Source organism: Ignavibacteriota bacterium, from assembly GCA_016707525.1.
Lineage (GTDB): Bacteria > Bacteroidota > Ignavibacteria > UBA10030 > UBA6906 > JAGDMK01.
In genome coordinates, this window is record JADJHP010000021.1 from 133888 (window position 1) to 157308 (window position 23421).

Genomic DNA, 23421 nt, shown 5'->3' on the forward strand with positions numbered 1-23421 from the left:
TGAGGTATGGGGCGCGGCTGAAAGAACGGCGCCTCACCTTATAAGCACAAAGGTCCGGGATGAATTCCGGACCTTCGCTCTCCCCTTCAATAGCGCACCTGTCAGCGGACGAGCAGGAGCTTCCGAATGGCCGAGAACGCGCCAGCCGTGATCCTGTAGAAGTACACGCCACTCGACAATGCGCGTGCGTCAAACCGGACCTCGTGATACCCCGCCGGCCTCTCTCCCTCCTGGAGCACCACGACCTGTTCGCCCAGCGTATTGAAGACTGCGAGCCTCACAAATGAAGCCTCCGGAAGGTCGAAGCCGATCGTCGTGGTCGGATTGAATGGATTAGGATAATTCTGGCGCAGGCCGTAGGACGTGGGGATCTTCACTGCCGGGTCCTCATCAACGGTGCTCCTGGACATCATTGCGTTGTTCGTCCCTACCTTCAACGCGAGCCCCGCATCGTTCCGCCATACATGCAGGTCGGCATACGCGAAGTACGCGATACTCACCACGTCGGGATTGCCATCATTGTTGAGATCAACGACCCGTGCACCATTATGGCTCTCCTTGCCGCTGTCCACGACGTGCATCGTCCATGATGCCCCATTGTTCACATTCTCGTAAATGATCAGCCGCTTCGCTCCGAAGATCTCTCCGACAACGATGTCCGGCATGCCGTCGTTATTCATGTCGACGCCGGACATGCTGTCGAGCTCTTCCAGGCCTGCCGCCACGGTGTGCCTCACCCACACGCCACCGAGCGCATCCACCGGCGCTTCGAACCAGTACACACTCGCCGGACTGGCATCTTCGGTCACGATAACATCACGTCTCCCGTCGCCATTCACGTCCGCTACCTGGATCATCTTGACCGAGGCAACAGCCGTGCCGATACCATGTCGGATCCAGGAGTTCGTGCCATCGGCGGGATTACTCCACCAGTCAACCTGCAGCTGCGATTCCCCCGCAGCAACCGCGATATCGAGGTCACCATCACCATCGAGGTCTCCGGTGCCGATGGCTTTCTGCTCGCCACCCGTCGTCGTCGTGATGCGCATGATGGGCCAGCTGCCACCGGCAGGATCAGAGGGGATCTGCATCAGGTAAATGCCGTCGCCACCCGACAGAAGGATATCCGGCTTCGTATTCGTTGCGACGATGTGCGCCGAGATCACGGTGCGTCCGTTACCATGCACGGTCACCGGTACCTGGGCGACCACCCTGGCCGTCCAGCTGGTTCCCTGTGCATCGTTGGCTCTCAACCACGTCACCGAGGGAAGATCCTCCGCGATGATGTCGTTCATCACCCCCGTTCCTTCCGCATCGAACAGGAGGAACGCGTCAAGTGCCCGTCCGGTTTGTGGGTTGCCCGGCAAGGTGATCCGTGGCCACGGGGTCGAGGTCATTGTTGATCCGGGATTCCTGTAAAAGTAGTGCCCCGAGGCGATGTCCTGATACCCGTCGCCATTGAGGTCGGCAAACCCGAGACCAAACGTGCCGCTCCCGAAAATGGAGGCACCCCGGGTATTATCACCGTGGATGTATGTCCATTGATCGAGCGACTTCACGGGCGTGGTCCCACGACCAAGATTCTCCCAGTATTCGATCGGTGTTCCACCCGGCGCGGACATGTCCCAGTTCGCTCCCACAATGTCGATATCGCCGTCGTTCCCGATGTCCCCGAGTTGCGCATTGTGCGAGCCCGTGGTCGCCACCACGACCTTGTCCCACGTGAGACCGCCACCGGTGTTCCGGTACACCAGCACTTCGTCCGGATCGGAGGACTGATGCATTTCAGCGGTCACAACATCCAGCCTCCCGTCACGGTCCATGTCGGCGGTCTTCAACGTGTGCACATACCCCACACCCGTTGCCATGGTGTGTTCCGTCCATGGGCCCGTGCGCGGTGTCGTCGATTCATACCACGCGAGCTTTCCGCCATCATATTCAGAGGGGACATACAGCAGGTCCTGCCGTCCATCGCCATTCAGGTCGGCGGCATGCACCCGGATCTTGTCGAGCCAGCTGGAACTCACAAGATGCTCTGTCCATGCTGCAGTTGCGGGATTTCCCCCCGGCAGCGGATTCTCGAGCCAGTAGCCGTTGATGGCAATATCCAGATCTCCATCCACGTCGATATCGGCAAGCGATGTCCCTTCGAAGGGGCGGGTATTCAGAACTGCCTTGGTCCAGGACGTGAGGGTGTTCTGGACGAACAACGTCGTATTCCCACCCCTGATAACGATATCCGCCTTGCCGTCGTTGTTGATATCTCCCACCTCGATGTCATGCGTTTGCGCGTCGCCGACATACACTTCCTGCCATGTTGCCCCGACTTCGGGATTTCCCGAAGGCCTTGGATTGACATACACCCACACCGTGTAGCCGTACCAATCCCCCTTGGCGATGATCGCATCCGGATCACCGTCGCCATCGATATCCGCTACCGCCATGGACGTGGAGAACGAACCGGTGTGGATGTTGTACTTCGTCCACGATGGATACTTGTACCAGAACAGCCCTTCGGTGAAGTTGGTGGAACTTGCGGCGAGCACATCATTGAAGCCATCGCCATCGATGTCACCGATCCCCTTGTCGTGTGGATCCCGGGGCGGAGCGCTGTCAATGATCTGATGCGCAAAGGAGAGCGTGATAGGCGTCGTTTGCACCGTGAGCGTCGCCGCGTTGCTTGTCGCGGAAGAGACGCTGTTGGTGACCACGCACCGGTAGGTGCTTCCGTTGTCTCCGACCACCGTCACCGGGGTCGTGTATGTTGCCGCCGTGGCGCCGCTGATGTTCGCGGCACCCTTCTGCCACTGATACGTGAACGGCGTTGTGCCTGCCGCAACCACAGTGAATGTGGCCGTCTGTCCCACCGTCACCGTTTGGCTTGCAGGGTGCGTTGCGATCGACGGCGCGACAGGGGTCCCGCTGCCGTCTTCCGGCGTGATCGGAGATCCCGTATTGAAGAAGTAGTCGATCAGTGCTGTCCAGGCCGGTGACGCTGAGGCCGGGACGCCATGATTGCCCGCAAAGGGACCCACCGTGTTCACCGTGAGTGCATAGCTGAACGATGCTGCCGTGATCCAGACAGTTCCGTTGTAGGAAAAGGAACCCGTCCACGCGTTTCCCTGCCGCTTCACGCGGAGGTAGAGCGGATTGCCCGGCACGATGATCGTGTCCTTGCGGACCGTCGGCGTGCCTGCGCTGAAACTGGCACAGAAGAAGCGGGTGTTCGATGCGTCGCGGACAAAATCAAAACGCACGAATGTGCTGTTGTCCTGCTGCGCCATGATCCCCTGCATCTGATACTGAGCGGTCATCGGGGCCTCAAAACGGGTCTCAACCTCGAAATCAGAGTTGTTGAAGCTCTGGAGGAGGCGCGGAGAGTTGTTGGAGCCGACCCACAGGTCGTGGGAGATACCCGCCGGAACGCTGATCGAAAGTCTCGCATTCTGCGTACCAGTCCCGGTCAGGGACACGGCGCCGTCACCCACCGGATTCACAAAGGACCACAGAGAGGTATTCAGCACCGGGCCACGGAAATCGTCCGAGACGAGGCTTGATGACGGCGGAGGCGGAGCGGCATTGACCGTCAGCGTTGCCGCATTGCTGGTGGCAGAGGAGACATTGTTGGTGACCACGCACCGGTAGGTGCTCCCATTGTCCCCGATCACCGTCACCGGAGTCGTATACGTTGTCGCCGTTGCACCGCTGATATTCACGGCACCTTTCTGCCACTGATACGAGAGAGGCAGCGTCCCGCCCGCAACGACGGCAAACGTCGCCGTCTGTCCCACCGTCACCGCCTGGCTGAGGGGCTGCGTCGTTATCCCGGGTGCCACAGCACCTGTCACGGTCTTGTTCAGCGCCACGTCGTCAATATAATAGACGTCGCCGCTGACGTCATCGTTTGCGAGCCAGAATCGCAATCGGGCATCGGTCACTGTGCCTGAAAAGCCGGATGCGGTGAACTGGACGGAGTACGTATTCCAGGAGGTTGTGAGGTCGAACCGTTGGCCGCGGAGCCCATAGTTCGTGAATGGGGTTGTGTGCTTCGCGACAACGACGGACAGGTCGTGCCCGGTGTTCGAATAGGCCTTGAACGAAAGGGTATATTGAACTTTGGCTTCCAGCGAGATGCCGGCCTGATAGAGCTGCACATTCGAACCCTGCACGGTGATGGCGATGTGCGCAGCATGCGCACTCCCTGCCCCGGCACCATCAGCGGCGAAGGAAGCCGCTCCGTCGCTGTAGAAAGCCCAGGGCGCCGTCCCTGACTCAAATCCCGGGTTCACGACCGCCGACTGCCCCAAAGCGGACTGGTGAAGGATGCCTCCGATGAACAAGAGCATCCCTGCCCGCAGCACGTTTCTCAGAATCATGTCTCCCATAAAGCATCCTTCCGCACATTGATGAATTGTCCATCCTTGGATTCTGCACCCGGACGGCATACCCGCATGCACCGGGGATACCTGTCGTCTCGGTAAGCGTTACTCGCCCGGTGATCATGTTCCATCCGCCTCAGATCGGGCTCGGAGGAGTCACACGGACGGACACACGGCTGATATGCGAGTATCAGGGGTGTGTACTACCATACTAATGATGGGAGCTGCAAAGAATCGCTCGGAAGGATGAAAGAAGAGCTAGTTACACGTTGGCCGGATGGTGCAGGATCGCAGCCCGCCGGCATACAGCAAGCCTCCGGCAGCTTGCTTCTTACTCTGAGGAGAGGTACTTTGTCGATGCAACCATGGGCACAACGTGTCCAATGACCGGAGCTTGCTCCCCATGCGCCACCTTCCCATAGCAGTCTTCCTCGCTTGTGTCCTGACCGTGACCGCGTCCGCGGGGGAGATCCATGTCATCCAGCTCGATGCCACGATCAACCCTGCCACCGCCGAGTACATCCGCACGAGTATGGCGAACGCAACAGACGAGGGGGCGGTCTGCCTCATCATCGAACTCAACACCCCGGGCGGACTCCTCAAATCGACGCGGGAGATCGTGAGCGAGCTTCTCACGGCACGGATCCCCGTCGTGGTGTACGTCGCTCCCGCCGGCGCCCAGGCCGCATCCGCGGGAGCATTCATCGTCCTTGCCTCATCGTGCGCGGCCATGGCCCCGGGCACCAACATCGGCGCAGCGCACCCGGTGAACATGCAGGGCGGCGAACAGGATTCCATCATGAGTGCCAAGGCGACCAACGATGCCGCGGCGTTCATCCGTTCCATCAGCGAGAAGCGGCATCGGAACGTCCGCTGGGCAGAAGAAGCCGTTCGCCAGAGCACCGCACTCTCGGAGACCGAAGCGCTCCGCGATACCGTCATCGAGATCATCGCACCCACGCTGGATGATCTCCTCCGGCAGCTCGACGGCCGCACGGTGAGCGTGGACAGCGGCGCCGTCATCCTCCACACCACCGGGGCCGCCGTGGTGCGCCGGGATATGGGGTGGAAGTTCTCACTGCTCAACATGCTGAGCGATCCGAACTTCGGGTACATCTTCTTCATGCTCGGACTGTACGGTCTCATCTTCGAGCTGTATAATCCGGGATCGGTCCTCCCGGGCGTGGTCGGGGCGATCTCGATCATCCTGGCCTTCTATTCCATGCATACGCTTCCCGTGAACTATGCCGGGCTCGGGCTGATCCTCGTCGGGATCATCCTCTTCATCCTCGAACTGAAGATCACCAGCTACGGGATGCTGACCATTGCGGGGGCGGTATCACTCTTCCTGGGATCCGTCATGCTCATCGATACACCATCGGGATTCGAGATCATCCACATTTCGTGGTTCGTCATCATTCCGTTCGTCCTCTTTTCCGTCCTGTTCTTCGCCTTCGCGTTGGGCAAAGGCGTGGCTGCCCAGCTCCGCCCGCCCACCACCGGCATCGAAGGCCTTGTCGGCGAGACCGGCATCGCATTGCAGGACCTCGCACCCGATGGGCAGGTGCGGGTCCACGGCGAGATCTGGTCGGCCACGGCATCCGATCCGCCCATACGGACCGGCGCCGGGCTCATCGTCGAAAGCGTCAACGGGCTGCACCTTACTGTGCGTTCGCACAGTGCACACGTCTAATCCAGGAGCCGCACATGCAAGAATTTGGCGTCATGGTCATCGTCCTCGTCTTCTTCCTCGCGATCATCATCGGGAACTCCATACGCATCCTCCGTGAATACGAGCGGGGCGTGATCTTCCGCCTCGGCCGCCTGATCGCGATGAAAGGCCCGGGGCTCATTTTCCTCATACCGATCGTCGACAAGATCGTGAAGGTCAGCTTGCGCACCGTGGTGCTAGATGTCCCCCCGCAGGACGTCATCACCAAGGACAACGTGTCCATCAAGGTCAACGCCGTCGTGTATTTCCGCGTGGTCCAGCCGGACAAGGCCATCGTCGAGGTGGAGAACTTCCTCTTTGCCACGTCGCAGCTCTCGCAGACAACCCTCCGGAGCATCCTGGGGCAGTCGGAACTCGACGAGCTCCTCTCCGAGCGTGACAAGATCAACGCCGAGCTCCAGAAGATGATCGACCATCAGACCGAGCCGTGGGGCATCAAGGTCTCCAACGTCGAGGTCAAGCATATCGACCTGCCCGTGGAGATGCAGCGTGCGATGGCCCGCCAGGCCGAAGCCGAGCGCGAACGCCGCGCAAAGGTCATCCATGCGGAAGGGGAATTCCAGGCCGCGCAGCGACTGTCGGATGCCGCGGTGGTCATCGAGGACCACCCGATGGCCCTTCAGCTCCGCTATCTGCAGACGTTGACAGAAGTGGCATCCGAAAAGAACTCCACCACGATCTTCCCGATCCCGATCGATCTGATCGCGCCGTTCATGAAGGCGTTCACCGATAAGACCACAAAGAAGAAATGATGGCACAAGGCATTCCGCCTGTAGGGGCGGTGCATGCACCGCCCCTACACAAGATGCGCCGTAGATGATCGCCGTGTATGACCATCGCATATGATCGCCGTAGATGAGCGCGGCGGAGGGGGGGGGGGTGGGCCCCGCCCCCGAGGGGGGGCCGCGTGGGGGGGGGGCCGGGGGGGGGGCGGGGCGGGGGGGGGGGGGGGGGGGGGGGCGGCCCCCGGCCCGGGGGGGGGGGGGGGGGGGGGCGGGGCGGGGGCGCGGGGGGGGGGGGGGGGGGGGGGGGGCGGGGGGTTTGCCGGGCGGGGGGGGGGGGCGGGGGACCGGGCGGGGGGGCGGGGGGCGGGGGGGGGGGGGCGGGGGCGGGGGCGGGGGGGGGGGGGGGGGGGGGCCCGGGGCGGGGGGGCGGGGGGGTGCCGCGGAGGGGCGGGGGGCGGGGGGGGTGCGGGGGGGGGGGTGGTGGGGGGGGGGGGGCGGGCATGCCCCTCCACCACGTTCTCCCCACCCGCTTCCCTGCTTCATGCTCCTGTCAGGCCATAACCCCGAACCCCGCATCATCGCGGTGGACCACACCGAGGACGGGGCCATGCGTCTCACGTTCCGCACCGGAACACGCCTGGCCACCCGGGACGAGGCATTCTACCCCTTCTTTCATCTGGCGGATGCCACGCTCATCGAAGGGTTCCCCCAGAAGCACTGGGTGCGGCGCATGGCGGGTGACCACCGCTTCGCCTATCTCTGCGTGTTCGAGGGATGGTCCGTGATGTGGGACGCGATACGCTATCTCGTCGACCGTTTCAACCGGCGCGTCCCAACGGGTATCGAGGGGTTCACCGAACTTGACGGACTGCACGTGACCACCGACCCGGTGACACAATTCCTCCTCCAATCCGGCCGGACGCTGTTCAAGGAGATGGCGTTCGAAGACCTGCATCGCCTGCAGTTGGACATCGAGACGTATACCGTCCCCGGCGGGACTTTCAGCCGTGCGACGCGCCCCGGGGACCGCATCATTCTTATCGCCCTGATGGATAACCGCGGGTGGGAGCATGTCATCGATGGCAGGCGCGCGGACGAGCCGGCGATGCTGAAGGAGCTGATCAAGATCATTCGCCAGCGCGACCCCGATGTCCTGGAAGGCCACAACATCCTCGGCTTCGACCTTCCGTACATCCTGAGGCGTTGCGCGTTGCACACCATCGCCCCGGCCTTCGGCAGGGACGGGCGCGCGGTCCGCATGCCCGAAGGGCGCGGCGGCAATGCCGACGCCACGCTGGAGTTCGCCGCCGCCGATATCGCCGGACGGCATGTGATCGATACGCTCGACCTCGTGCGGGCATACGACTCCACCAAGCGCACCATGGAAAGCCATGGATTGAAGTATGCCGCACGGTACTTCGGGGTGTCCTCGCCGGACCGGGTGATGGTGGACGGCGACCGCATCGCACAGACGTGGGATGAGGACCCCGACACGCTCGTGCGGTACGCGCTGGATGATGTACACGAGACAGCACGCCTCAGCGCACTGCTCTCGCCGCCGTCATTCCACCTCACGAAGATGGTCCCGTGTTCCTACGGGACCGTCACGCGGTTAGGCTCCGCGTTGCGCATCGAGCACATGCTGGTACGCGAGTATCTGCGGCAGAAGCACTCGCTCCCGCAACCCGTGCCGGGGACGCAGACGGGAGGCGGATACACGGACATCTTCTACAGCGGTGTGCTCGGGCCGATCGTTCACGCGGATGTGGAATCCCTGTACCCATCCCTCATGATCGCCCGCGGGATCGCACCGGCAAGCGACACGCTCGGGATATTCACGACGATGCTGCGGGGACTGACGACGGAGCGGCTGGAGCTCAAGCAACAGATGCGTGACGCCGGAGATGACGGGGAACGGGCACGCCTCGACGCGCGTCAGTCCTCGATGAAGATCCTGATCAATTCGTTCTATGGCTATCTCGCCTACAACCGTGCGCTGTTCAACGACTACCGCGCGGCGGATGCCGTGACCGGAGGCGGCCAGGAGATCCTCCGGCAGATCATGCAAACGCTGCGCGACCGCTCCTGCAAGGTCATCGAGGTCGACACCGATGGCGTCTTCTTCGTCCCGCCTCCTGATGTGAACGATGAAGGTTCCGAGCGGACACTCGTCGGAGTACTCGCGGGCACACTCCCGCAGGGGATCTCCCTCGTGATGGACGGGAGATACCGCCGGATGTTGAGCTACCGGAAGAAGAACTACGCACTTCTCGGCTATGACCACAGGCTTCTGGTGCGGGGGTCGTCGCTGATCTCGCGCAGCATGGAGCGGTTTGCACGGAGTTACATCCGTCAGTGCATCGAGCATATTCTGGACAACGACATCGATGGGCTCCATCGGCTGTACGTCGGCGTCGCGGCCGCCATCGCCTCACGCGCCCTGGATATCGCCGACTTCGCGCGCTCGGAGGTCCTGCATGATCCGGTGGAGCAGTACGCACAGGAGGTGGAACGCGGTGACCGGAACAAAAGCGCGGTGTATGAGGTGGCGCTGGCAACGGGACGCAGGTACCGGGTGGGCGACCGGGTGGCGTACTATATCGCTGGTTCGGATCCCGGGGTGCGGATCGCGGATGCGTGCAAGGCGGCGGAAGAATGGGACCCTCATTTCCCTGACGAAAACACCGGTTTTTATCTCCGCCGGCTCGGTGAGCTCTCCACCCGCTTCGAGGACTTTTTCCGGCCCGCCGATTTCCAGAGGATCTTCAGCAATGATGACCTCTTCCCCTTCTCCGCGGACGGTATCATCATTCAGACCCGGTCGACCGGGGAGGAGGCGCAGGCGCCGGACGATCCGTCCCCTTCACCGGGGATCTGGTTGGACGACGACGCCATTTGACTTGCGTTTCAACGTGCGGTTTGTTACGTTCACAGGTCGGACACACTATCGGGAAGGTTTCTGAGTCATGGAAAAGGGTACCGTGAAGTGGTTCAACAACGCCAAGGGGTATGGCTTCATCACGCGTGAGAACGGCGAGGATCTTTTCGTCCATTTCAAATCCATCATCGGGGATGGGTACAAGACCCTGAAGCAGGGAGAGGGCGTGCAGTTCGAGGTGGAGCAGGGACAAAAAGGTCTGCAGGCTGTGAACGTGACCAAGACTTCAGCCTGAGAACCACGGTGTACCGTGCGGGAGATCGAGGAGGAGGAAGGAAAGGTACTGGCTCTATCGGCGCGCAGTGGTAGGCGCGCCACGGCTGATCACAGTGCACCGGATGTATGCAGCAGAGCACCTCTGCATCCATCTGTCATACCGGCACGCGTTCGCGGATGTACGCGATGATCGAGTGCATGGGCGCGCCCGGCGTGAAGAGTTCCCCCACACCCATCTGCTTCAGCGCCGTGCTGTCCCCTTCAGGAATGATCCCCCCGCCGAACAGCAGCACATCACCCATCCCGCGATCGCGCATCAAGGCCAGGACACGGGGAAAGACCGTCATGTGGGCGCCGCTGAGGATACTGATGCCGATGGCGTCGACATCCTCCTGGAGCGCGGCCTCAACGATGGCTTCGGGAGATCTCCGGAGCCCGGTGTAGATCACTTCCATCCCTGCGTCACGCAATGCCGCTGCAACCACCCGCGCACCACGGTCGTGACCATCCAGTCCCGCCTTCGCGATCAGCACACGTATCGGACGTGACATCGTCTCCCTCCTGCACATGTTCCACCGAATTGCGAACGAAGCGTTCCCGCTACTCCCGCAGTTGCTTCATCGCCTCATGCACCCGTGCCAGCGGTAACCCGACCACATTGTAATAGCACCCTTCGATCCGCGTCACGAACACCGCACCGTAGTCATCCTGAATGCCATAGGATCCCGCCTTGTCCATGGGCGAGCCGCCCCGGATGTAGGAGCGCACTTCCTCCAGGGGGAGTGTGCGGAACGTGACCTGCGTCGATTCAACGCCGCTGATCGTCCGTCCGGAAGGGCGATGCACGAGTGCGAACCCGGTGTACACCGTGTGGGTGCGCCCGCTGAGCAGCATCAACATGCGTTCGGCATCCGCTTCATCGACTGGCTTGCCGAGGACGTGATGATCGAGCACCACGATGGTGTCCGCACCGAGCACGATCCCCTCGGCAATGTCACGTGCGACGTGCTGCGCCTTCAGGCATGCGAGTGCCTCGGCATTGGCTTCGGGCGTGAGTGCAGGATCGAGTTCTTCGGGAACATCACTGACGATGACACGGACCGTGAGCCCGATCTGGGAGAGGAGTGCAAGGCGGCGGGGTGAACGTGACGCAAGGACAACGGGCGATGACAGGGGCATGCCTCAGCGGAACATCGCCTTGATACTGCCCCAGGTGCGCCGTACGCTGCTGACGCTGTGGTTCACCGTCACGTAGTAGTCAATGGAACGGTTCCCAGGGATGACCGCCGTGACGCGATAGACATAGACGTTGTCGGTCGCGCGGTACGCAGCGTTATCGATGAACTCGTACTGGGAACCCGGCCCGCGCGGGGAGATATCGGAGGCGGTGAGCATGACGAAGGGGCTTCCTTCGCGGCCGGCGCGCCGTTCAACGCGGTAGCCGGAAATATCACCTTCAGATTCGCTGTTCCAGCGGACGACGATGTTCGTGCCGTTGCTGTACGCGGTGAGGGACCCGTCCTTGATACCGCCGGCGATGGCGGCGGAGGCGATCAGGATGCATAACGCAATGCCAATTGCTTGCCGTTTCATGGCGTCAACTCCACTCATGCGTGATGCGGGATCCGTTCATCGGGATCCAGAAGCGGAAGTATCAGGAAAAGCATTACTGTGCGGAAGGCGGGACTTGAACCCGCATGCCTTGTGGGCGCCACCCCCTCAAGATGGTGCGTCTGCCAATTTCGCCACTTCCGCATGGATACAGCGTGTACAACAGTGAGACAAAATTACAAAACAGGTTTCAAAAAAGCAAGAACTTGGGGCAAAAAAGGCAGAAAAAGGATGAAGGTCCCATGTGGCGTGGAAGCCACGCTGCTACTGCGGAAAAACGACGGAAATCCTTGCCCCGGACCCTGAGGCCACGGAAAGGGTCCCTCCGATCTGCTCCACCAGAGCGCGCACGGTGCTCCATCCCATCGATGTTGAAGCATTGACATCGAACGACGGTGGCAACCCCACGCCGTTGTCGGCAACGGTCAAAACCACCATCCCATCCGGACGAGGTTCGAGTGAGGCGACCACCATCCCCTTCCGGCCCTCAGGGAATGCATGCTTCAATGCATTCGTGATGAGTTCATTTGCTATGAGGCCACAGGGCACGGCCTGGTCGAGACTCAACATGAGCTCCTGTGCTTCAACATTCACCCCCACGCCGGGCCTGTGCAATCCATGGGCGAGGTCTAATGCCACCGCTGACAGATACTGTGCAAAATCGATCTGGGAAAGGTTGCCCGACCTGTAGAGCCGCTCGTGGATGAGCGCCATCGAGCGGACCCTGCGGATGCTGTCCGCGAACGCCTCACGGGCGGCGGGATCTTCGAGTCCACCAGCCTGGAGCGAGAGGAGACTGGAGATCACCTGTAAGTTGTTCTTCACGCGGTGGTGGATCTCCTTCAGCAGCGTCACCTTCTCCTTCAGGGAGTCGGTGACAAGACGTTCCGCCCGCCGGCGGCCGGTGATATCCATCACGAATGCGACCTCGGCTCCCCCATCCTGCAGGTCCACAGACGTCCGTGAGATCTCCAGGTACGTAACGATGCCATCGGCGCGAAGCACTTCATAGGTGCCAACGAGTCCATCCGGCGGCGTGCCCTCATCCGGAGACGTGGCATGGTCGCTGAGCCCGGCTGAGACCCGCCGCAAGTACTCATCGAATTCCCTCCCGGTCAGGTCCATGCTCTCGGGAAACCCCAGCATCCGATGGAAGATCGGGTTCGCATACAGGATACTCCCTTCACGCATCATGAGGATGCCGAGGGGCGCGCTCTCGATCAACGATGAGAATCTGGTCTCGCTCCGGACAAGGTCCGCGGCCCGGACCTCCACAAGTTCCTTCAATCGTTCGGGCTGTCGCCGCATGAACCAGACAAAGAGCCCTCCCAGCATGGCAAGCACAACACTGATCACGGCGATCGGCACGGTACGGATGCCCGCGCGCCAGCCGCGGACCGGTGCCACAGCGATCTCCCACGCGCCATTGGGCACGGGCACATCCGTCGTCAGCGGTTTGTCCAGCACCTGATCGACATGATAGAAACACACCATCTTCCCGCTGATGGGATCGCGGCGTGAGAGCCGGAAGCGGAATCCTTTCTCCGCGAGGTCAAGAAGGTGGGCCCTCTCGATGAGCGTCTCGATGCGGATGATGATGATGGTGAATCCCCAGAACCGTTCCTCTCCATTGCGCCGGATGAACACCGGCCCGCGCCCGACGACGGCAAGCCCCCCCTGAACGAGTTCGAGTGGCCCGGCAAAGATCAGTTGCCTCGACCGGATCGCGAGGGCTGCCTCGTCGCGCTGTATGGGATCCGCGAGGATATTGAAACCAAGTGCGCGACTGTTGGGCTCCGGCGGATAGACGAACCGGACGATGCCATCCGGTGCGAGTTCAATGGCGTCGACGGAAGGGTACGAAGAGAAGAGCCGGGGCACGATCGAATCGAACCGCGCAGGCAGCAGCCCCTCGCTCACGGCGAGTCCGACGGTCTGCGTTGCAGAAAGCCCGTGCAGCAGCGCGACCTGGATCGCATCACGCGAATCCTTCGCCGCGTTCTTCACCTGCTGGCGTTCTTCCTGCTGGCGGACGGTATAGGAGTAGTAGGAGACGGAACCGGTCGCGAGGAGGGTGATCAGCGCGGCCAGCACTCCGGCTGGGACAGGCTTCGCGAGGAAGTGCGCGAGCGTACGAAATAGCGGTGGCGCCGTCAACTCTGGCGATCCTTGCATGATGCCATTCTGATGGTCTGCTCCCGGCCCGCCCCCCCTCTCCACATGCCGGTCACCCATAGGATACACCTTTTTGCGAAAATCCGCAAGGGGTTGCCACGGGTGCTGGACTCACCGGACGGATCCGACCCGAGGGGGGTGGCAACGGACTGGCCAACCGCTCACGCTCGTGCCGAGATCCTCACGAGTGGCAGAACCATGGCTGCGACGGCGCATGTGAACGCCGGGTAGACAAGCCGTGTCACAAGCAGATATTCACCGAAGACCCATCGATCAACAACGCCCAACCCGACCGCGCATGCAAGAAGGACAACGAAGGTCAACCAGGGCCGGACCGAGGCAAAGAGAACAATGCCAACGAGCACCGCCAGCACACTGACAATGATATGCCACGCAGGAGACTCGCTCACGAACATTCCCCGCACGGCCATGTCGGCGATAAGAGCCGGGACCGAAGCCATGTCATGATAATCGGCATCGCTCATGTTCACCCATTGAATGAACACCATGCGGCCAGCCGCGAAGTTCCACACCGAATCCGGAAGCGCAGTGAGCGTTCTGCCTGAACCATATTCCTTGTACAGGATCGGCCCATCCCATTGGGGGCGTTCGATAGTTGCCGGGAAGATGAACGAATTCCACATCGTGTCTCCCCCGGTCGAATACTGCAGAGGGAGGTAGGCCGAGCGCCTGAGCACGACGGACATGCCGTTGTCCCACCTCGGCACTCGCGACGATCCTATCGCGACCTCCCCCGTGGCGGGCCGACCATCCCTGCCGCCCGGGCATCAAGATGAAGGAACTGCTCATACTCGGTGGGACACGCACGGGAAGTTTCAGGTAACGAGCCGCAGCGAGGAGCGATGGGTGGACCACCGGTGTGCTATGTGACCAGGAAAAGTCAATGCTCCGGAAGCGTAGGAAGTTCCAACTGTGGCCGACCATGGCATATCGCGGATCGAACTGTCCTCTGTCGAAGAGCACTGCCCCCGATGCGATGAGCGAATCTGCCAGAGAACGGGTTGTCGAGTCCCTCATGACCCTCGCAGGGAAGCACACGACGGCAGCACCTCCCTCCCTGAATCGCGCATTGAGTTCAAGTGCAGTCTCGAGAAATTGGCGGGCATTGTTATCGGGCGTCGTCAACGTTACGACCATGCTTGCTGACGCACCGGGTACGGCAGACAAGCGGCTGAGCGGGAGAACAACGTTCTCTTCTAGTTGATCCAACGACCCGGATCTGGTCAGGAGCAGGCACCCGACGAGGATGAGTATCCCCCACCTGAGTCCGCTGATCCAGAGCGCAGACGTGGCTCCGAACTCACCGCGGGCAACTGAACGGATGAGCGCGGCGAATCCCCGTTCCGCAAGGAATGATTCGACCGCTCCAGCGATGCCCGATCGAAACCTGTCAGTCACAACGACGAGCACCATCTGCCCGGCGAGCCAGATCAACGCGATCACCAGAGACGCCGTCTCCAATGAGGGGACAGGCGGGCCCACGCCTACCAGAGATGTGAGGAGCCCCCGGACGAACGAACTCGACGCAAGGACCTTGCGGAGCACGAGAAATGCACCAAACACTCCGATCGATGTGACGAGTCGGACGGCGGGTGACATCTTGACCGGCATAAACATGAGCAAAAAGACGAACAGGAGCAGGGGCAGAAGAACCAGCAGCACGATCTTCCCGAACGGCCAGACGAGCCAGGAGAAGATCACGGTCAGGACGACGACGATCGCCGCTTTCAGGAGCGCCGACCTGAGATCACGTGAGAGATTCATCGCCCCCCCGCTGGATGTTGCATGGACACGCGCTGCTCAGAGTAACCCGGATCGTATGTCGGCCGCCCCTGAAGATTCCCTTGAATGGCAACGGTGAGAATGACAAGAATGATCGCTGCCGCGACCGCCAGCGGGGCATTGAAGCGGTCTCCGAACAGACTTTTCGGCGAGCGCATGCCCGATCCAATCTGTGCCCCTCCCACCGGAACGGGATGGCGGCGAAGAAGCGCGGCCTGTCCGGGAAGATGCGCCATGTAGTGCCTGCATGCCGGACATGCGTGGACATGCTCGATCAGATCTGCGAATTCCATCCCGGCCACCTCACCATCGTACCACGCACTGGTGGCTTCCCTGTACTCATTGCATGTCATGGGGTCCTCCATTCTTTCAGCACGGGGGCGAGCCGTTCCATCAGCATCTCGCGCCCTTTGTAGATCCTGAACTTCACTGCAGCAAGAGTGGCACCGGTTGCCTCTGCGATCTCGGCGTACGTGAACCCTTCCACATCGCGCAGGACCACGGCCTGACGGTACAGCGTCGGCAGCGTGTCGAGCCCCGCGCCGATGGCGCCGATGATGTCCGATGAGATGCTCTGCGCTTCGGGAGACGGTGTCAGCGGGTCGGGTTGCTCTTCGAGCTGCGGGGAGACGGCATGTGCGCGAAGCAGCCGGAGTGATTCGTTGCGGGCGATGGCATAGAGCCACGCCCGGACGTGGTGCGGATCGCGCAGTTCCTGAACGGACCGGAGGGCGATCTCGAATGTTTGCTGAACAGCATCCTCGGCGAGGGAATGGTCAGGAAGGTAGCGGCTGCAATAGGCGCGAAGCAGCGGCGTCATCTCGGTGATGAGCGCCGCGGTGATCTCTCCTCCCCTCCGGTCCACCTCTCCCCTGTGTGCGGATTCCGTCCTCATGGATATAGGAGGGATCTGCCTCCTGAAAAGTTAGCAGGAAAGCATGGCCGGTGCCTGCACTGCATTGGGCGGCGTACGCCCGAGCGCCGCTAGAACGCGGCTACCGTCGCCTGCACGTCAGCCCGGAGGACCCATGTCCCTTCCGCCACGTAATGCGTCGCAAATGCCCGTCGGACACGGTCCTTTGACACGTTGGCGTAGGACCCGTGGATGGTCATGCCGCTAAAGAACACTCCCCCGCCTTTAGGAACGGCAAGAAACCTGAGTTGCGAGCGATCCAGCCCGTCGATCTCGAACGAGTAGAAGCGCTCCGTCCATTCCTTTCCGCTCCTGTCCCGCAGGAGGTGCTCGGTCTCCCACACCTGATGATCTTTCATGGACGTGGCTTTGTGCGTGCCCAGGAGGCCCCGGGTATGACTTCCGGGAGCCACGCACAACCCGCCGTTTTCCTGATCGGTATCGCTGAGCGCAATCCAGCAGGCCATCAACGTGTTGGGCTCATTCGGGAGGTAATGGGTGTCCTGATGCGGGGCTGTACCTTTTGCCTCTTCGCCGGCATGCTTTTCGAGGTACATGGTCTGGACGATGAACGGCGGGGCACCGAGGATCTGCCGGGCGATGCCGGCGATGTTCGGATGCGTGGCGATGCGCTTCCACTCCGCATCCCGCTTGTGGTTGTCCAGATGGTTCCTTGCTTCCTTGTCCTGCGCAGCGTCATACGCAACGAATCGCTCCACCTCGTCCGGAGACAGGAGCCCGGGAATGACCACGAATCCCTGATCCTGATATGTCCGGAGCTCTTCCGGCGTCAATGTACGGCCCATCATCACGCGCCCTCCTCTGGCTCTTGAAAGCGAAGAGTACGCAATACGCGACTCGGATTCCAGCGAAATCTCTCGCCGCTGGCGGTCAAAGCCCAACACGCTCTCTCCGGCGGGCACGGAGAAGCGCGAGCAAGGGGATCGCTGCCAGGACGGCGATCACGCCACCTGTGAGGATGACCGCCCACCAGTTGATCACCCGGGAGGTCGCCCACATGGTATGGTCGGTGATGTAGGCCGCCCCCAGAAACTCCTCCCAGACAACCCGGTTTCCTTCAATGCTCCGGGCATTGGTACCGGTGAGCAGTCCGGGCATTTCGATCGATGCGCGTTTGTACCCGCACATCATCATCTCCTGCTGAAACGCCAGGGCCTGCGCGAACTGGTCGAACGACGTACGCCGGGAAGCGAACACCTCGCGAACCCCCGGTGCCCCAAGCACGGAGGCGTAGATCGCCGGGATGGTATCGAGGTTTCCCCCATTGATCGCATCCCGGGTCAGCATGTACAGGCTCTCCGTCACCGCGGGGGTAAGCAAGGCAACAAGGGCCTCATCGTTCCGTGCGCGCACGCCTTCCATGAACCGCGCGTGATAGGCCTCGAACTTGTTCCGGTGGTCCCATTCCTCGGTGAGCTCCGACACATTCTTGAGTCGGAGACTGTCCCCGCCGAAGGTGAAGGTCGCCTTTTCGATCTCGTGACGGATGAGAAAATCCTGCTCCTCCGCCGTGAGATACTTCGAGAGCGGAACGGCGTGGAATTGATTGTAACACGCGATGGTCTCTCGATACTCGAAGGTCGTGGTGAACCACGCGAAGTGCTTCTCTAATGACACGCGGATGCGAAGCGCCCTGTCACCGCCCCTATTCAAGGCCTCCTGGAACTCCTGCACATTCGCAAAGTCCCGTGTCACAACAGACTCCCAGGTCGTATCGGTTTTCCGTGTCACGGCTTCCCAACCCGGATCTGTGACGAAGATCCCCTTGTCTTTGAAGACCTCGGACGAATCACCGGACGTCCGGATCACCCTCCGGATCGTCCCGTCGGGAAGGACCGTTGTCGTGGTTTCGATCTCGAGACACCCCGCAAAGAGTGCCAGCAACGATGTCAGAAGAGCTCCGTGCGCGAATCGTGTTGCGTTCATCATTCATACTCCTTCTGCATGACGAAATGAAACAACAGGGCGGATCATTGAAGGCATATCGATCCGCCATGATCTGATCTGCTCCGTGACGCGGGGAGAGAGGTTCCAGCGGGAAAGGTACGACGGTGTGGACGTCCCGCCTTCCCTGGCCATTGCTACCATCCGTTCAGAGAGGAGGATCGTACTCCCGGCAGCGTGAGAGCGCGCCGCATACACGATGTCAGGCCCGAGGGCTTCCGCCGCCCACTCCACATCCACGGCATAGCATACCGTGGGCACCGGACGGTCCCCGGACACCGGAAGGGACTGCCGCGCCTCCAGTTGCTGCACTTCGCCGAGAATGATGGCCACGTGCCACAGTCCGGACACGACGACCAGGAGCAGCATCGCTGCCGCTGCGAAGCTCATCGCCGGCATGGATGCGTGATCGATGATCCTGCCCATCGATCGGAGGCGGTGCACACCCCGGACGTGCGATCCCGGGTGTCCGATGGCACGAACGATCCGGTCCGTGAGGCCATCGGGATCCCCGGGGACAACAGGGAGAGTGCGCATGGCGCGAACCGCCGTCTCGATCTCGCTGCTTCGCGCTGCCTCCCGGGCACACGAGGCGCATCCTGCAAGATGGGACATGAGCTCCGCCTCTTCAGCCGGGGACAACTCTCCCTCTCTGCTCAAGAGCATCCGTTGATACTGCCTGCACGACATGGGCTACCTTTCTTCATTGATCCCGTACGCACGCAGGAGATCCCTCATCCGTTTGCGTGCATGACAGAGATTCGCTTTGATCGACGCCGCGGACATCCCGGTGATCCGGACGACCTCCTCCACCGGCAGGTCCTGCAGGTCACGCAGGGTGAAGACCATCCGCTGCACATGCGGCAACTTCTCCGTGAGCGCACGGACCCGGTCGACCGCCTGGGCGTTGTGCAGCGCAGTCTCGGCAGTGCTCTGCCCTGCCGGCTCCTGCTCCTGCCCGTCTCCCCTCACGAGCAACAGGCTCCATCGCTTCCTCCGCCGTATCCTATCCATGGCCACACGGGTCACGATGCTATACAGCCATGTCGTGAATTTCGCCTCTCCGCTGAATGACGAGCAGTGTTGCCAGACCCGGATGAAGGATTCCTGCACGACGTCTTCGGCTTCCGCATGATCCCAGACGAACCTCATCGCAAGTGCATAGGCGTACGGCTGATGTGCGCGCACGAGCGCGGCGAATGCTTCGCGATCTCCGCCCTGTACCGCACGGAGAAGATCGAGGGGACTTTCCGCGCCTGCCGGTTCATTCATGAGGGGTATTGTTGCCATGTACTGATGATACGTCTGAGCGAACGAAAGGTAAAAACCATGCGTGGTGGGATGGCCCCATGCATCGTGGCGCGGATCGCTGAGGCCGAACGTATCGGGACTACAGCCGGCTGAAGGTGTACCCCTTCCTCTTCAGAGCGAGGATCAGCTCGCCAAGGCGGTCGGCAAAGAGGTCCGTCCGCGAGGGATGCGTGCCGATGTGCAGAAGAAGAAGGTGTCCGCTCAGCCCCGACGGAGACCCGCTCTCACACTGCCGGATGCGGCGCATGATGCTGTCCGAGGAGATGTATCGCACCCCCATGGAAGGGGTCGTGTAATCGGCGTTGGACAGGGTCCCGGGCGTGAAGTTGATGAGTGTAAGCCCGAGTGCAGAGGTCCATGTCGCGATCCGTGCGTTGTACCACTCGTACGGCGGCAAAAAGAACGGAGCATCCTCACGCCGCACGCCGTGCGCTTCCATCGCGCGGTAGTTGTCGCGGACATCCTTCTCGAACTCTTCCCGTGTGACCAACAGCGAATCGCGGTCTTCCCAGGTGGCATAGAGCAGATGCTTGTCAGAATGCGCCCCGAGATAGTGCCCATCACGTTTCAATCCCTTGATCAGGCTCGCGAATTCAGGCGTGCGGTAGAAATCTCCCGTAAGAAAGAAGGAAGCTTTGACCCCCGCCGACCTCAACGTCCGGCGTATGGTCTCGCCCCCGTTGGCGAACTCGTGTCCGGTGAAGACGAGATGCACGAAGCGCCTGGTCGTGTCCAACCGGGTGATCGCACCATGACTCATCACCGCATGCGTGCGCTCCGAAGCACCATCCTTCTGCAGGCCCGACAGGTAGTATGTCAGGCTTGCCGTGCCGTCCATCGTCGGTTCGTTGGTTGAGTAATCGGCCCAGTCGTCGTGGTACACGGCAAGGTCCGACTGGAACGGAGCGAACTCATCGGCATCGGCGAGGCGTACACCCTTCAGGCTCGCAAAGATCCTTCCGTACACCGGTCCATCCACCAATCCCCCGTCGATGGGCAAACCGCTCACATGCGTGAATGCCGAATGCGGATCCCGCGGCGACACACCCTCACGGGGCAGGCCGACGATCATGCTGGTCCCCCACGGATTGCAGCCGAAGAGCCAGTCGCGGAGCGCCGCCTCCATTTCAGCGTACCTCCCGTCGCCGGTCTCCGTGCGGTACACACGTGCCTGCGTCAGCATGGCGCTCACCAGATTGTTCGAGCACCAGATGAATGGAACACCGAACAGGAATGGCGTCCCCTTCCCGCGTTGATACACCCGCTCGAGCCCTTCTTTGATATAGCCGGTCAACGTGCGCCGATCCCCTGCCCCCCGTACCCCATAGAAGTGTCCGAGGTTGACGAACGGGTACCATTGATAATGCCGGGCAGCATCGGCCCCCATCCATGGAGTCACGGGTTCCACCGCTGCGAACTTCATCGCGTCCTGCCTGTACCGCGGTTCTCTGGTCAACCGGAACATCTGGGCAGCCGCAAGCTGCATGTCGTCTGCCCAGTTGTCTTCTTCGTAGAAGTACGGGGCGCGGCATGGCGCGGTCTGACAGACACCCGGATGTTCGGCTCCGTAGGCATATGCCTCCGCCGCCTTCACGGCAAGCATCCGGGCGAACGCGCTGTCGGACCGGTGAAGGATGATGCTCGCGAGAGCGAAGGCGGAGGCGAATTTCCCGGCAGTGGATGCGATCCCGGTGGTGCGATTCTGATACTGGTACAAACCCTGCGGCTTTCCGGTGCAGAGATAGACAGGACGTTCGATCCCCCGCCCGTAGCTGACCGTATCCAGTGTCGGCAAACGGAACCCCCGATGGTCTCTGTCGTCGGCGATCTGGTTATACATCACGCCGGGAGCGGGGTTCATCTTGAGGAGCCAGGTCAATCCCCATCGCGACTCATCGAGGATATCTGCCACACCATTTGCGCCCGGACGCCCGTCGGACCGATACCGGTCTGCGAACGAGCCGGGATTCTGCTCATAGGCAAAGAGCATCTGCACGACGGCATTGGCAGAGGTGGTGACATACTGCAGATAATCAGAAGCATCATGCCAACCTCCGACTACATCCACATACGCTGAAGCGTCCTGTGGACCGTAGATGACATAGCCATCCCGCGTGTGGCAGGAATCGTTCAGGAAGGGATTGTCGCCGCACCGCTGCTGACGCATGTACCGCAGAAGGAAGTCGGCAGTGCCGTCGTACACATCGGGAGCGATCCGGAAGGCCGGGGACCGGACCCCACCGGCAGAGATGACGTACGAGCCGGGGGTGGAAAGCCGGGAGAAGTTGAGCCGCCACGAGCTGCGGAACGGACCATAGGGGCCGCACTGCTGCGTTTTCTTCGAGGACAGCTCCACGCGCCCGGTGAGCACATCAAGGACCTCGAACCCGCCACAGGGTGTGCCGGCAGCGGTATCAACAAGGACCGCCACTTTGATGGCCCCGGGGAGATAGCCCAGTTGATTCACACGGATCCACGGAGCAGCGCATGCGGCCGCCGCCGCAGAAGCAACAAGGCATGCGGCGAGGAAGGATCGTTTCATGATGATGTGTTGTCTCCAGGAAGGGGTTCAACCGTGCATCCCAGATAGTCGTCACAGATCTTCCGCATCGCCGTGTTCGCGCTATTGAAGGCCCAGATGATGGACCCTCCCTTGCTCCCGGCGCTGAGGTCCCCGACGAGAAACAATCCCGGGACACTCGTCTCGTGACCCTCTTTGAGCACGGGTGCCGGCCCATCGAAGGCGATGCCGATCATCTTCAGGAAATTCTCCGGGGTGGACCCGCCCAGCGCATACACGACGTAATCGAACTGTTCCTGTGTACCGCCGTTGAAATGGACGATGGGTTTGCCCGCATTGTCCTTCACGGTCTCGATATCTGACCCGAGCATGAGCCGCACGTTGCCGCGTTCACCGAGCGAGAGAAGGCTTGCCCGGTTGATGGAGTTCATGCGGGGGAATGAATCGCGACGATAGCTCAGGGTGACCGTATTCCCCTGCTGCGCGAGATACTGGCAATATTCCGAAGCACTGTCGCCGCCCCCAACGACGAGCACGTTGTCGCCCTTGATCTCCGTGCTGGTCACATCGAACAGCAATCGGGATGTCAGGGTCCGGGGCAATGGGTAGTCAGGTTTGTTCGGCTTGCCGAGGATGCCGATGGCGATCACCACGACCTTTGCGGTGTAGTCACGTTTGTCGGTCGAGAGGGTGAATACCCCCGTGGCGGTATCCTGCGCCAGCTTCGCACTGTTTCCCCATAGTGCACCGGATGCCATTCTCGACGAGCGCCTTGTCAGGTAGGTGATGGTCTCGGATTTGGAGAGGTCAGGGATGCAGAGTACGCCCGTGCACGCGGCTTCGAATCCTTTGTAGTTGGCAGTGACGAGCTTGTTGTCGGGGTAGTACTTCTTCAGCGTGAACGAGTGCTCGGCGGCTTTTTCGAGAACGAGCATACGTTCGGCGGGCACACCGGCCGCACGTGCTTCCGACGCCATGCTGATACCAGCCGGCCCTGCACCGATGATGATGAGGTCGAGTGTCATGGTCCCTCAGGAAAATGATGGTGGAACCGGGGCGCAGGAACCCGGGCGACGGTGTCTGGTCCGGGATGCTGCGATCAGGGGGGACAGATCTCGGGGTGACGTCGCTT

19 protein-coding genes and 1 tRNA gene are annotated in these 23421 nt (G+C 61.4%); 4 read left to right on the forward strand and 16 right to left on the reverse strand.

Features of this window, described 5'->3' with window-relative positions; all coding sequences use genetic code 11:
- Window positions 1-101: 101 nt before the first annotated feature.
- Entirely contained in the window at window positions 102-4376 is a 4275-nt protein-coding gene (locus IPI01_21360) for a VCBS repeat-containing protein (protein ID MBK7260303.1), read from the reverse strand.
- Window positions 4377-4782: 406 nt separating this feature from the next.
- On the opposite strand from IPI01_21360, the gene IPI01_21365 reads away from it, so the two are divergent.
- The 4 genes from IPI01_21365 (at window position 4783) to IPI01_21380 (ending at window position 10009) form a co-directional block, all read left to right on the forward strand.
- Entirely contained in the window at window positions 4783-6072 is a 1290-nt protein-coding gene (locus tag IPI01_21365) for a nodulation protein NfeD (GenBank protein ID MBK7260304.1), read from the forward strand.
- Window positions 6073-6086: 14 nt separating this feature from the next.
- Window positions 6087-6863 (forward strand): slipin family protein, encoded by a 777-nt coding sequence (locus tag IPI01_21370; GenBank protein MBK7260305.1) that lies wholly within the window; start codon window positions 6087-6089, stop codon window positions 6861-6863.
- 514 nt (window positions 6864-7377) lie between these two features.
- Entirely contained in the window at window positions 7378-9735 is a 2358-nt protein-coding gene (locus IPI01_21375; protein MBK7260306.1) for a DNA polymerase, read from the forward strand.
- Window positions 9736-9802: 67 nt separating this feature from the next.
- A complete protein-coding gene (locus IPI01_21380) occupies window positions 9803-10009 on the forward strand; it encodes a cold-shock protein (GenBank protein ID MBK7260307.1) in 207 nt (68 codons plus the stop codon).
- Between the two features lie 136 nt (window positions 10010-10145).
- Here the strand turns inward: IPI01_21380 and IPI01_21385 are convergent, their stop codons facing one another.
- The 15 genes from IPI01_21385 to IPI01_21455 all read right to left on the reverse strand — a co-directional run bounded on the left by IPI01_21385 (window position 10146) and on the right by IPI01_21455 (window position 23314).
- Entirely contained in the window at window positions 10146-10541 is a 396-nt protein-coding gene (locus IPI01_21385; GenBank protein MBK7260308.1) for a cobalamin B12-binding domain-containing protein, read from the reverse strand.
- Between the two features lie 49 nt (window positions 10542-10590).
- The gene (gene maf / locus IPI01_21390; protein ID MBK7260309.1) at window positions 10591-11169 is read right to left on the reverse strand and encodes a septum formation protein Maf; all 579 of its coding nucleotides are present in this window, start codon (window positions 11167-11169) and stop codon (window positions 10591-10593) included.
- 3 nt (window positions 11170-11172) lie between these two features.
- Complete coding sequence (locus IPI01_21395) at window positions 11173-11583, reverse strand: hypothetical protein (protein ID MBK7260310.1); 411 nt, start codon at window positions 11581-11583, stop codon at window positions 11173-11175.
- A 79-nt stretch (window positions 11584-11662) separates the two neighbouring features.
- Window positions 11663-11745 (reverse strand) — tRNA-Leu (locus tag IPI01_21400).
- 120 nt (window positions 11746-11865) lie between these two features.
- Window positions 11866-13776, reverse strand: coding sequence for a CHASE domain-containing protein (locus IPI01_21405; GenBank protein ID MBK7260311.1), 1911 nt, complete (start codon window positions 13774-13776; stop codon window positions 11866-11868).
- 161 nt (window positions 13777-13937) lie between these two features.
- Entirely contained in the window at window positions 13938-14261 is a 324-nt protein-coding gene (locus IPI01_21410) for a hypothetical protein (GenBank protein MBK7260312.1), read from the reverse strand.
- On the reverse strand, window positions 14239-15561 hold the full coding sequence (locus IPI01_21415) for a hypothetical protein (protein ID MBK7260313.1): 1323 nt from the start codon (window positions 15559-15561) through the stop codon (window positions 14239-14241). The genes IPI01_21410 and IPI01_21415 overlap by 23 nt, the downstream gene beginning before the upstream one ends.
- Window positions 15558-15932: a hypothetical protein gene (locus IPI01_21420; GenBank protein MBK7260314.1), complete on the reverse strand. Its 375-nt coding sequence runs from the start codon at window positions 15930-15932 to the stop codon at window positions 15558-15560. Before IPI01_21420 ends, IPI01_21415 begins: the two co-directional genes overlap by 4 nt.
- Window positions 15929-16474 carry a sigma-70 family RNA polymerase sigma factor gene (locus IPI01_21425; protein ID MBK7260315.1) on the reverse strand — a complete coding sequence of 182 codons (546 nt, stop codon included), beginning with the start codon at window positions 16472-16474 and terminating at the stop codon, window positions 15929-15931. Before IPI01_21425 ends, IPI01_21420 begins: the two co-directional genes overlap by 4 nt.
- An 89-nt stretch (window positions 16475-16563) precedes the next feature.
- On the reverse strand, window positions 16564-17301 hold the full coding sequence (locus IPI01_21430) for a phytanoyl-CoA dioxygenase family protein (protein MBK7260316.1): 738 nt from the start codon (window positions 17299-17301) through the stop codon (window positions 16564-16566).
- 82 nt (window positions 17302-17383) lie between these two features.
- The gene (locus tag IPI01_21435) at window positions 17384-18442 is read right to left on the reverse strand and encodes a hypothetical protein (protein MBK7260317.1); all 1059 of its coding nucleotides are present in this window, start codon (window positions 18440-18442) and stop codon (window positions 17384-17386) included.
- On the reverse strand, window positions 18443-19147 hold the full coding sequence (locus tag IPI01_21440; protein ID MBK7260318.1) for a zf-HC2 domain-containing protein: 705 nt from the start codon (window positions 19145-19147) through the stop codon (window positions 18443-18445).
- Between the two features lie 3 nt (window positions 19148-19150).
- On the reverse strand, window positions 19151-19729 hold the full coding sequence (locus IPI01_21445) for a sigma-70 family RNA polymerase sigma factor (GenBank protein ID MBK7260319.1): 579 nt from the start codon (window positions 19727-19729) through the stop codon (window positions 19151-19153).
- Between the two features lie 118 nt (window positions 19730-19847).
- On the reverse strand, window positions 19848-22310 hold the full coding sequence (locus IPI01_21450) for a glycoside hydrolase family 9 protein (protein MBK7260320.1): 2463 nt from the start codon (window positions 22308-22310) through the stop codon (window positions 19848-19850).
- A complete protein-coding gene (locus tag IPI01_21455; GenBank protein ID MBK7260321.1) occupies window positions 22307-23314 on the reverse strand; it encodes an NAD(P)-binding domain-containing protein in 1008 nt (335 codons plus the stop codon). Before IPI01_21455 ends, IPI01_21450 begins: the two co-directional genes overlap by 4 nt.
- Window positions 23315-23421 lie beyond the last annotated feature (107 nt).

Coding starts and splice junctions, on each gene's coding strand:
- IPI01_21370 (MBK7260305.1), top strand. CDS start 6,087: ATGCAAGAATTTGGCGTCATGGTCATCGTCCTCGTCTTCTTCCTCGCG.
- maf (MBK7260309.1), bottom strand. CDS start 11,169: ATGCCCCTGTCATCGCCCGTTGTCCTTGCGTCACGTTCACCCCGCCGC.
- IPI01_21445 (MBK7260319.1), bottom strand. CDS start 19,729: ATGAATGAACCGGCAGGCGCGGAAAGTCCCCTCGATCTTCTCCGTGCG.
- IPI01_21380 (MBK7260307.1), top strand. CDS start 9,803: ATGGAAAAGGGTACCGTGAAGTGGTTCAACAACGCCAAGGGGTATGGC.
- IPI01_21385 (MBK7260308.1), bottom strand. CDS start 10,541: ATGTCACGTCCGATACGTGTGCTGATCGCGAAGGCGGGACTGGATGGT.
- IPI01_21395 (MBK7260310.1), bottom strand. CDS start 11,583: ATGAAACGGCAAGCAATTGGCATTGCGTTATGCATCCTGATCGCCTCC.
- IPI01_21375 (MBK7260306.1), top strand. CDS start 7,378: ATGCTCCTGTCAGGCCATAACCCCGAACCCCGCATCATCGCGGTGGAC.
- IPI01_21430 (MBK7260316.1), bottom strand. CDS start 17,301: ATGATGGGCCGTACATTGACGCCGGAAGAGCTCCGGACATATCAGGAT.
- IPI01_21405 (MBK7260311.1), bottom strand. CDS start 13,776: ATGCAAGGATCGCCAGAGTTGACGGCGCCACCGCTATTTCGTACGCTC.
- IPI01_21455 (MBK7260321.1), bottom strand. CDS start 23,314: ATGACACTCGACCTCATCATCATCGGTGCAGGGCCGGCTGGTATCAGC.
- IPI01_21360 (MBK7260303.1), bottom strand. CDS start 4,376: ATGATTCTGAGAAACGTGCTGCGGGCAGGGATGCTCTTGTTCATCGGA.
- IPI01_21365 (MBK7260304.1), top strand. CDS start 4,783: ATGCGCCACCTTCCCATAGCAGTCTTCCTCGCTTGTGTCCTGACCGTG.
- IPI01_21450 (MBK7260320.1), bottom strand. CDS start 22,310: ATGAAACGATCCTTCCTCGCCGCATGCCTTGTTGCTTCTGCGGCGGCG.
- IPI01_21415 (MBK7260313.1), bottom strand. CDS start 15,561: ATGAATCTCTCACGTGATCTCAGGTCGGCGCTCCTGAAAGCGGCGATC.
- IPI01_21420 (MBK7260314.1), bottom strand. CDS start 15,932: ATGACATGCAATGAGTACAGGGAAGCCACCAGTGCGTGGTACGATGGT.
- IPI01_21410 (MBK7260312.1), bottom strand. CDS start 14,261: ATGAGCGATGCCGATTATCATGACATGGCTTCGGTCCCGGCTCTTATC.
- IPI01_21435 (MBK7260317.1), bottom strand. CDS start 18,442: ATGATGAACGCAACACGATTCGCGCACGGAGCTCTTCTGACATCGTTG.
- IPI01_21440 (MBK7260318.1), bottom strand. CDS start 19,147: ATGTCGTGCAGGCAGTATCAACGGATGCTCTTGAGCAGAGAGGGAGAG.
- IPI01_21425 (MBK7260315.1), bottom strand. CDS start 16,474: ATGAGGACGGAATCCGCACACAGGGGAGAGGTGGACCGGAGGGGAGGA.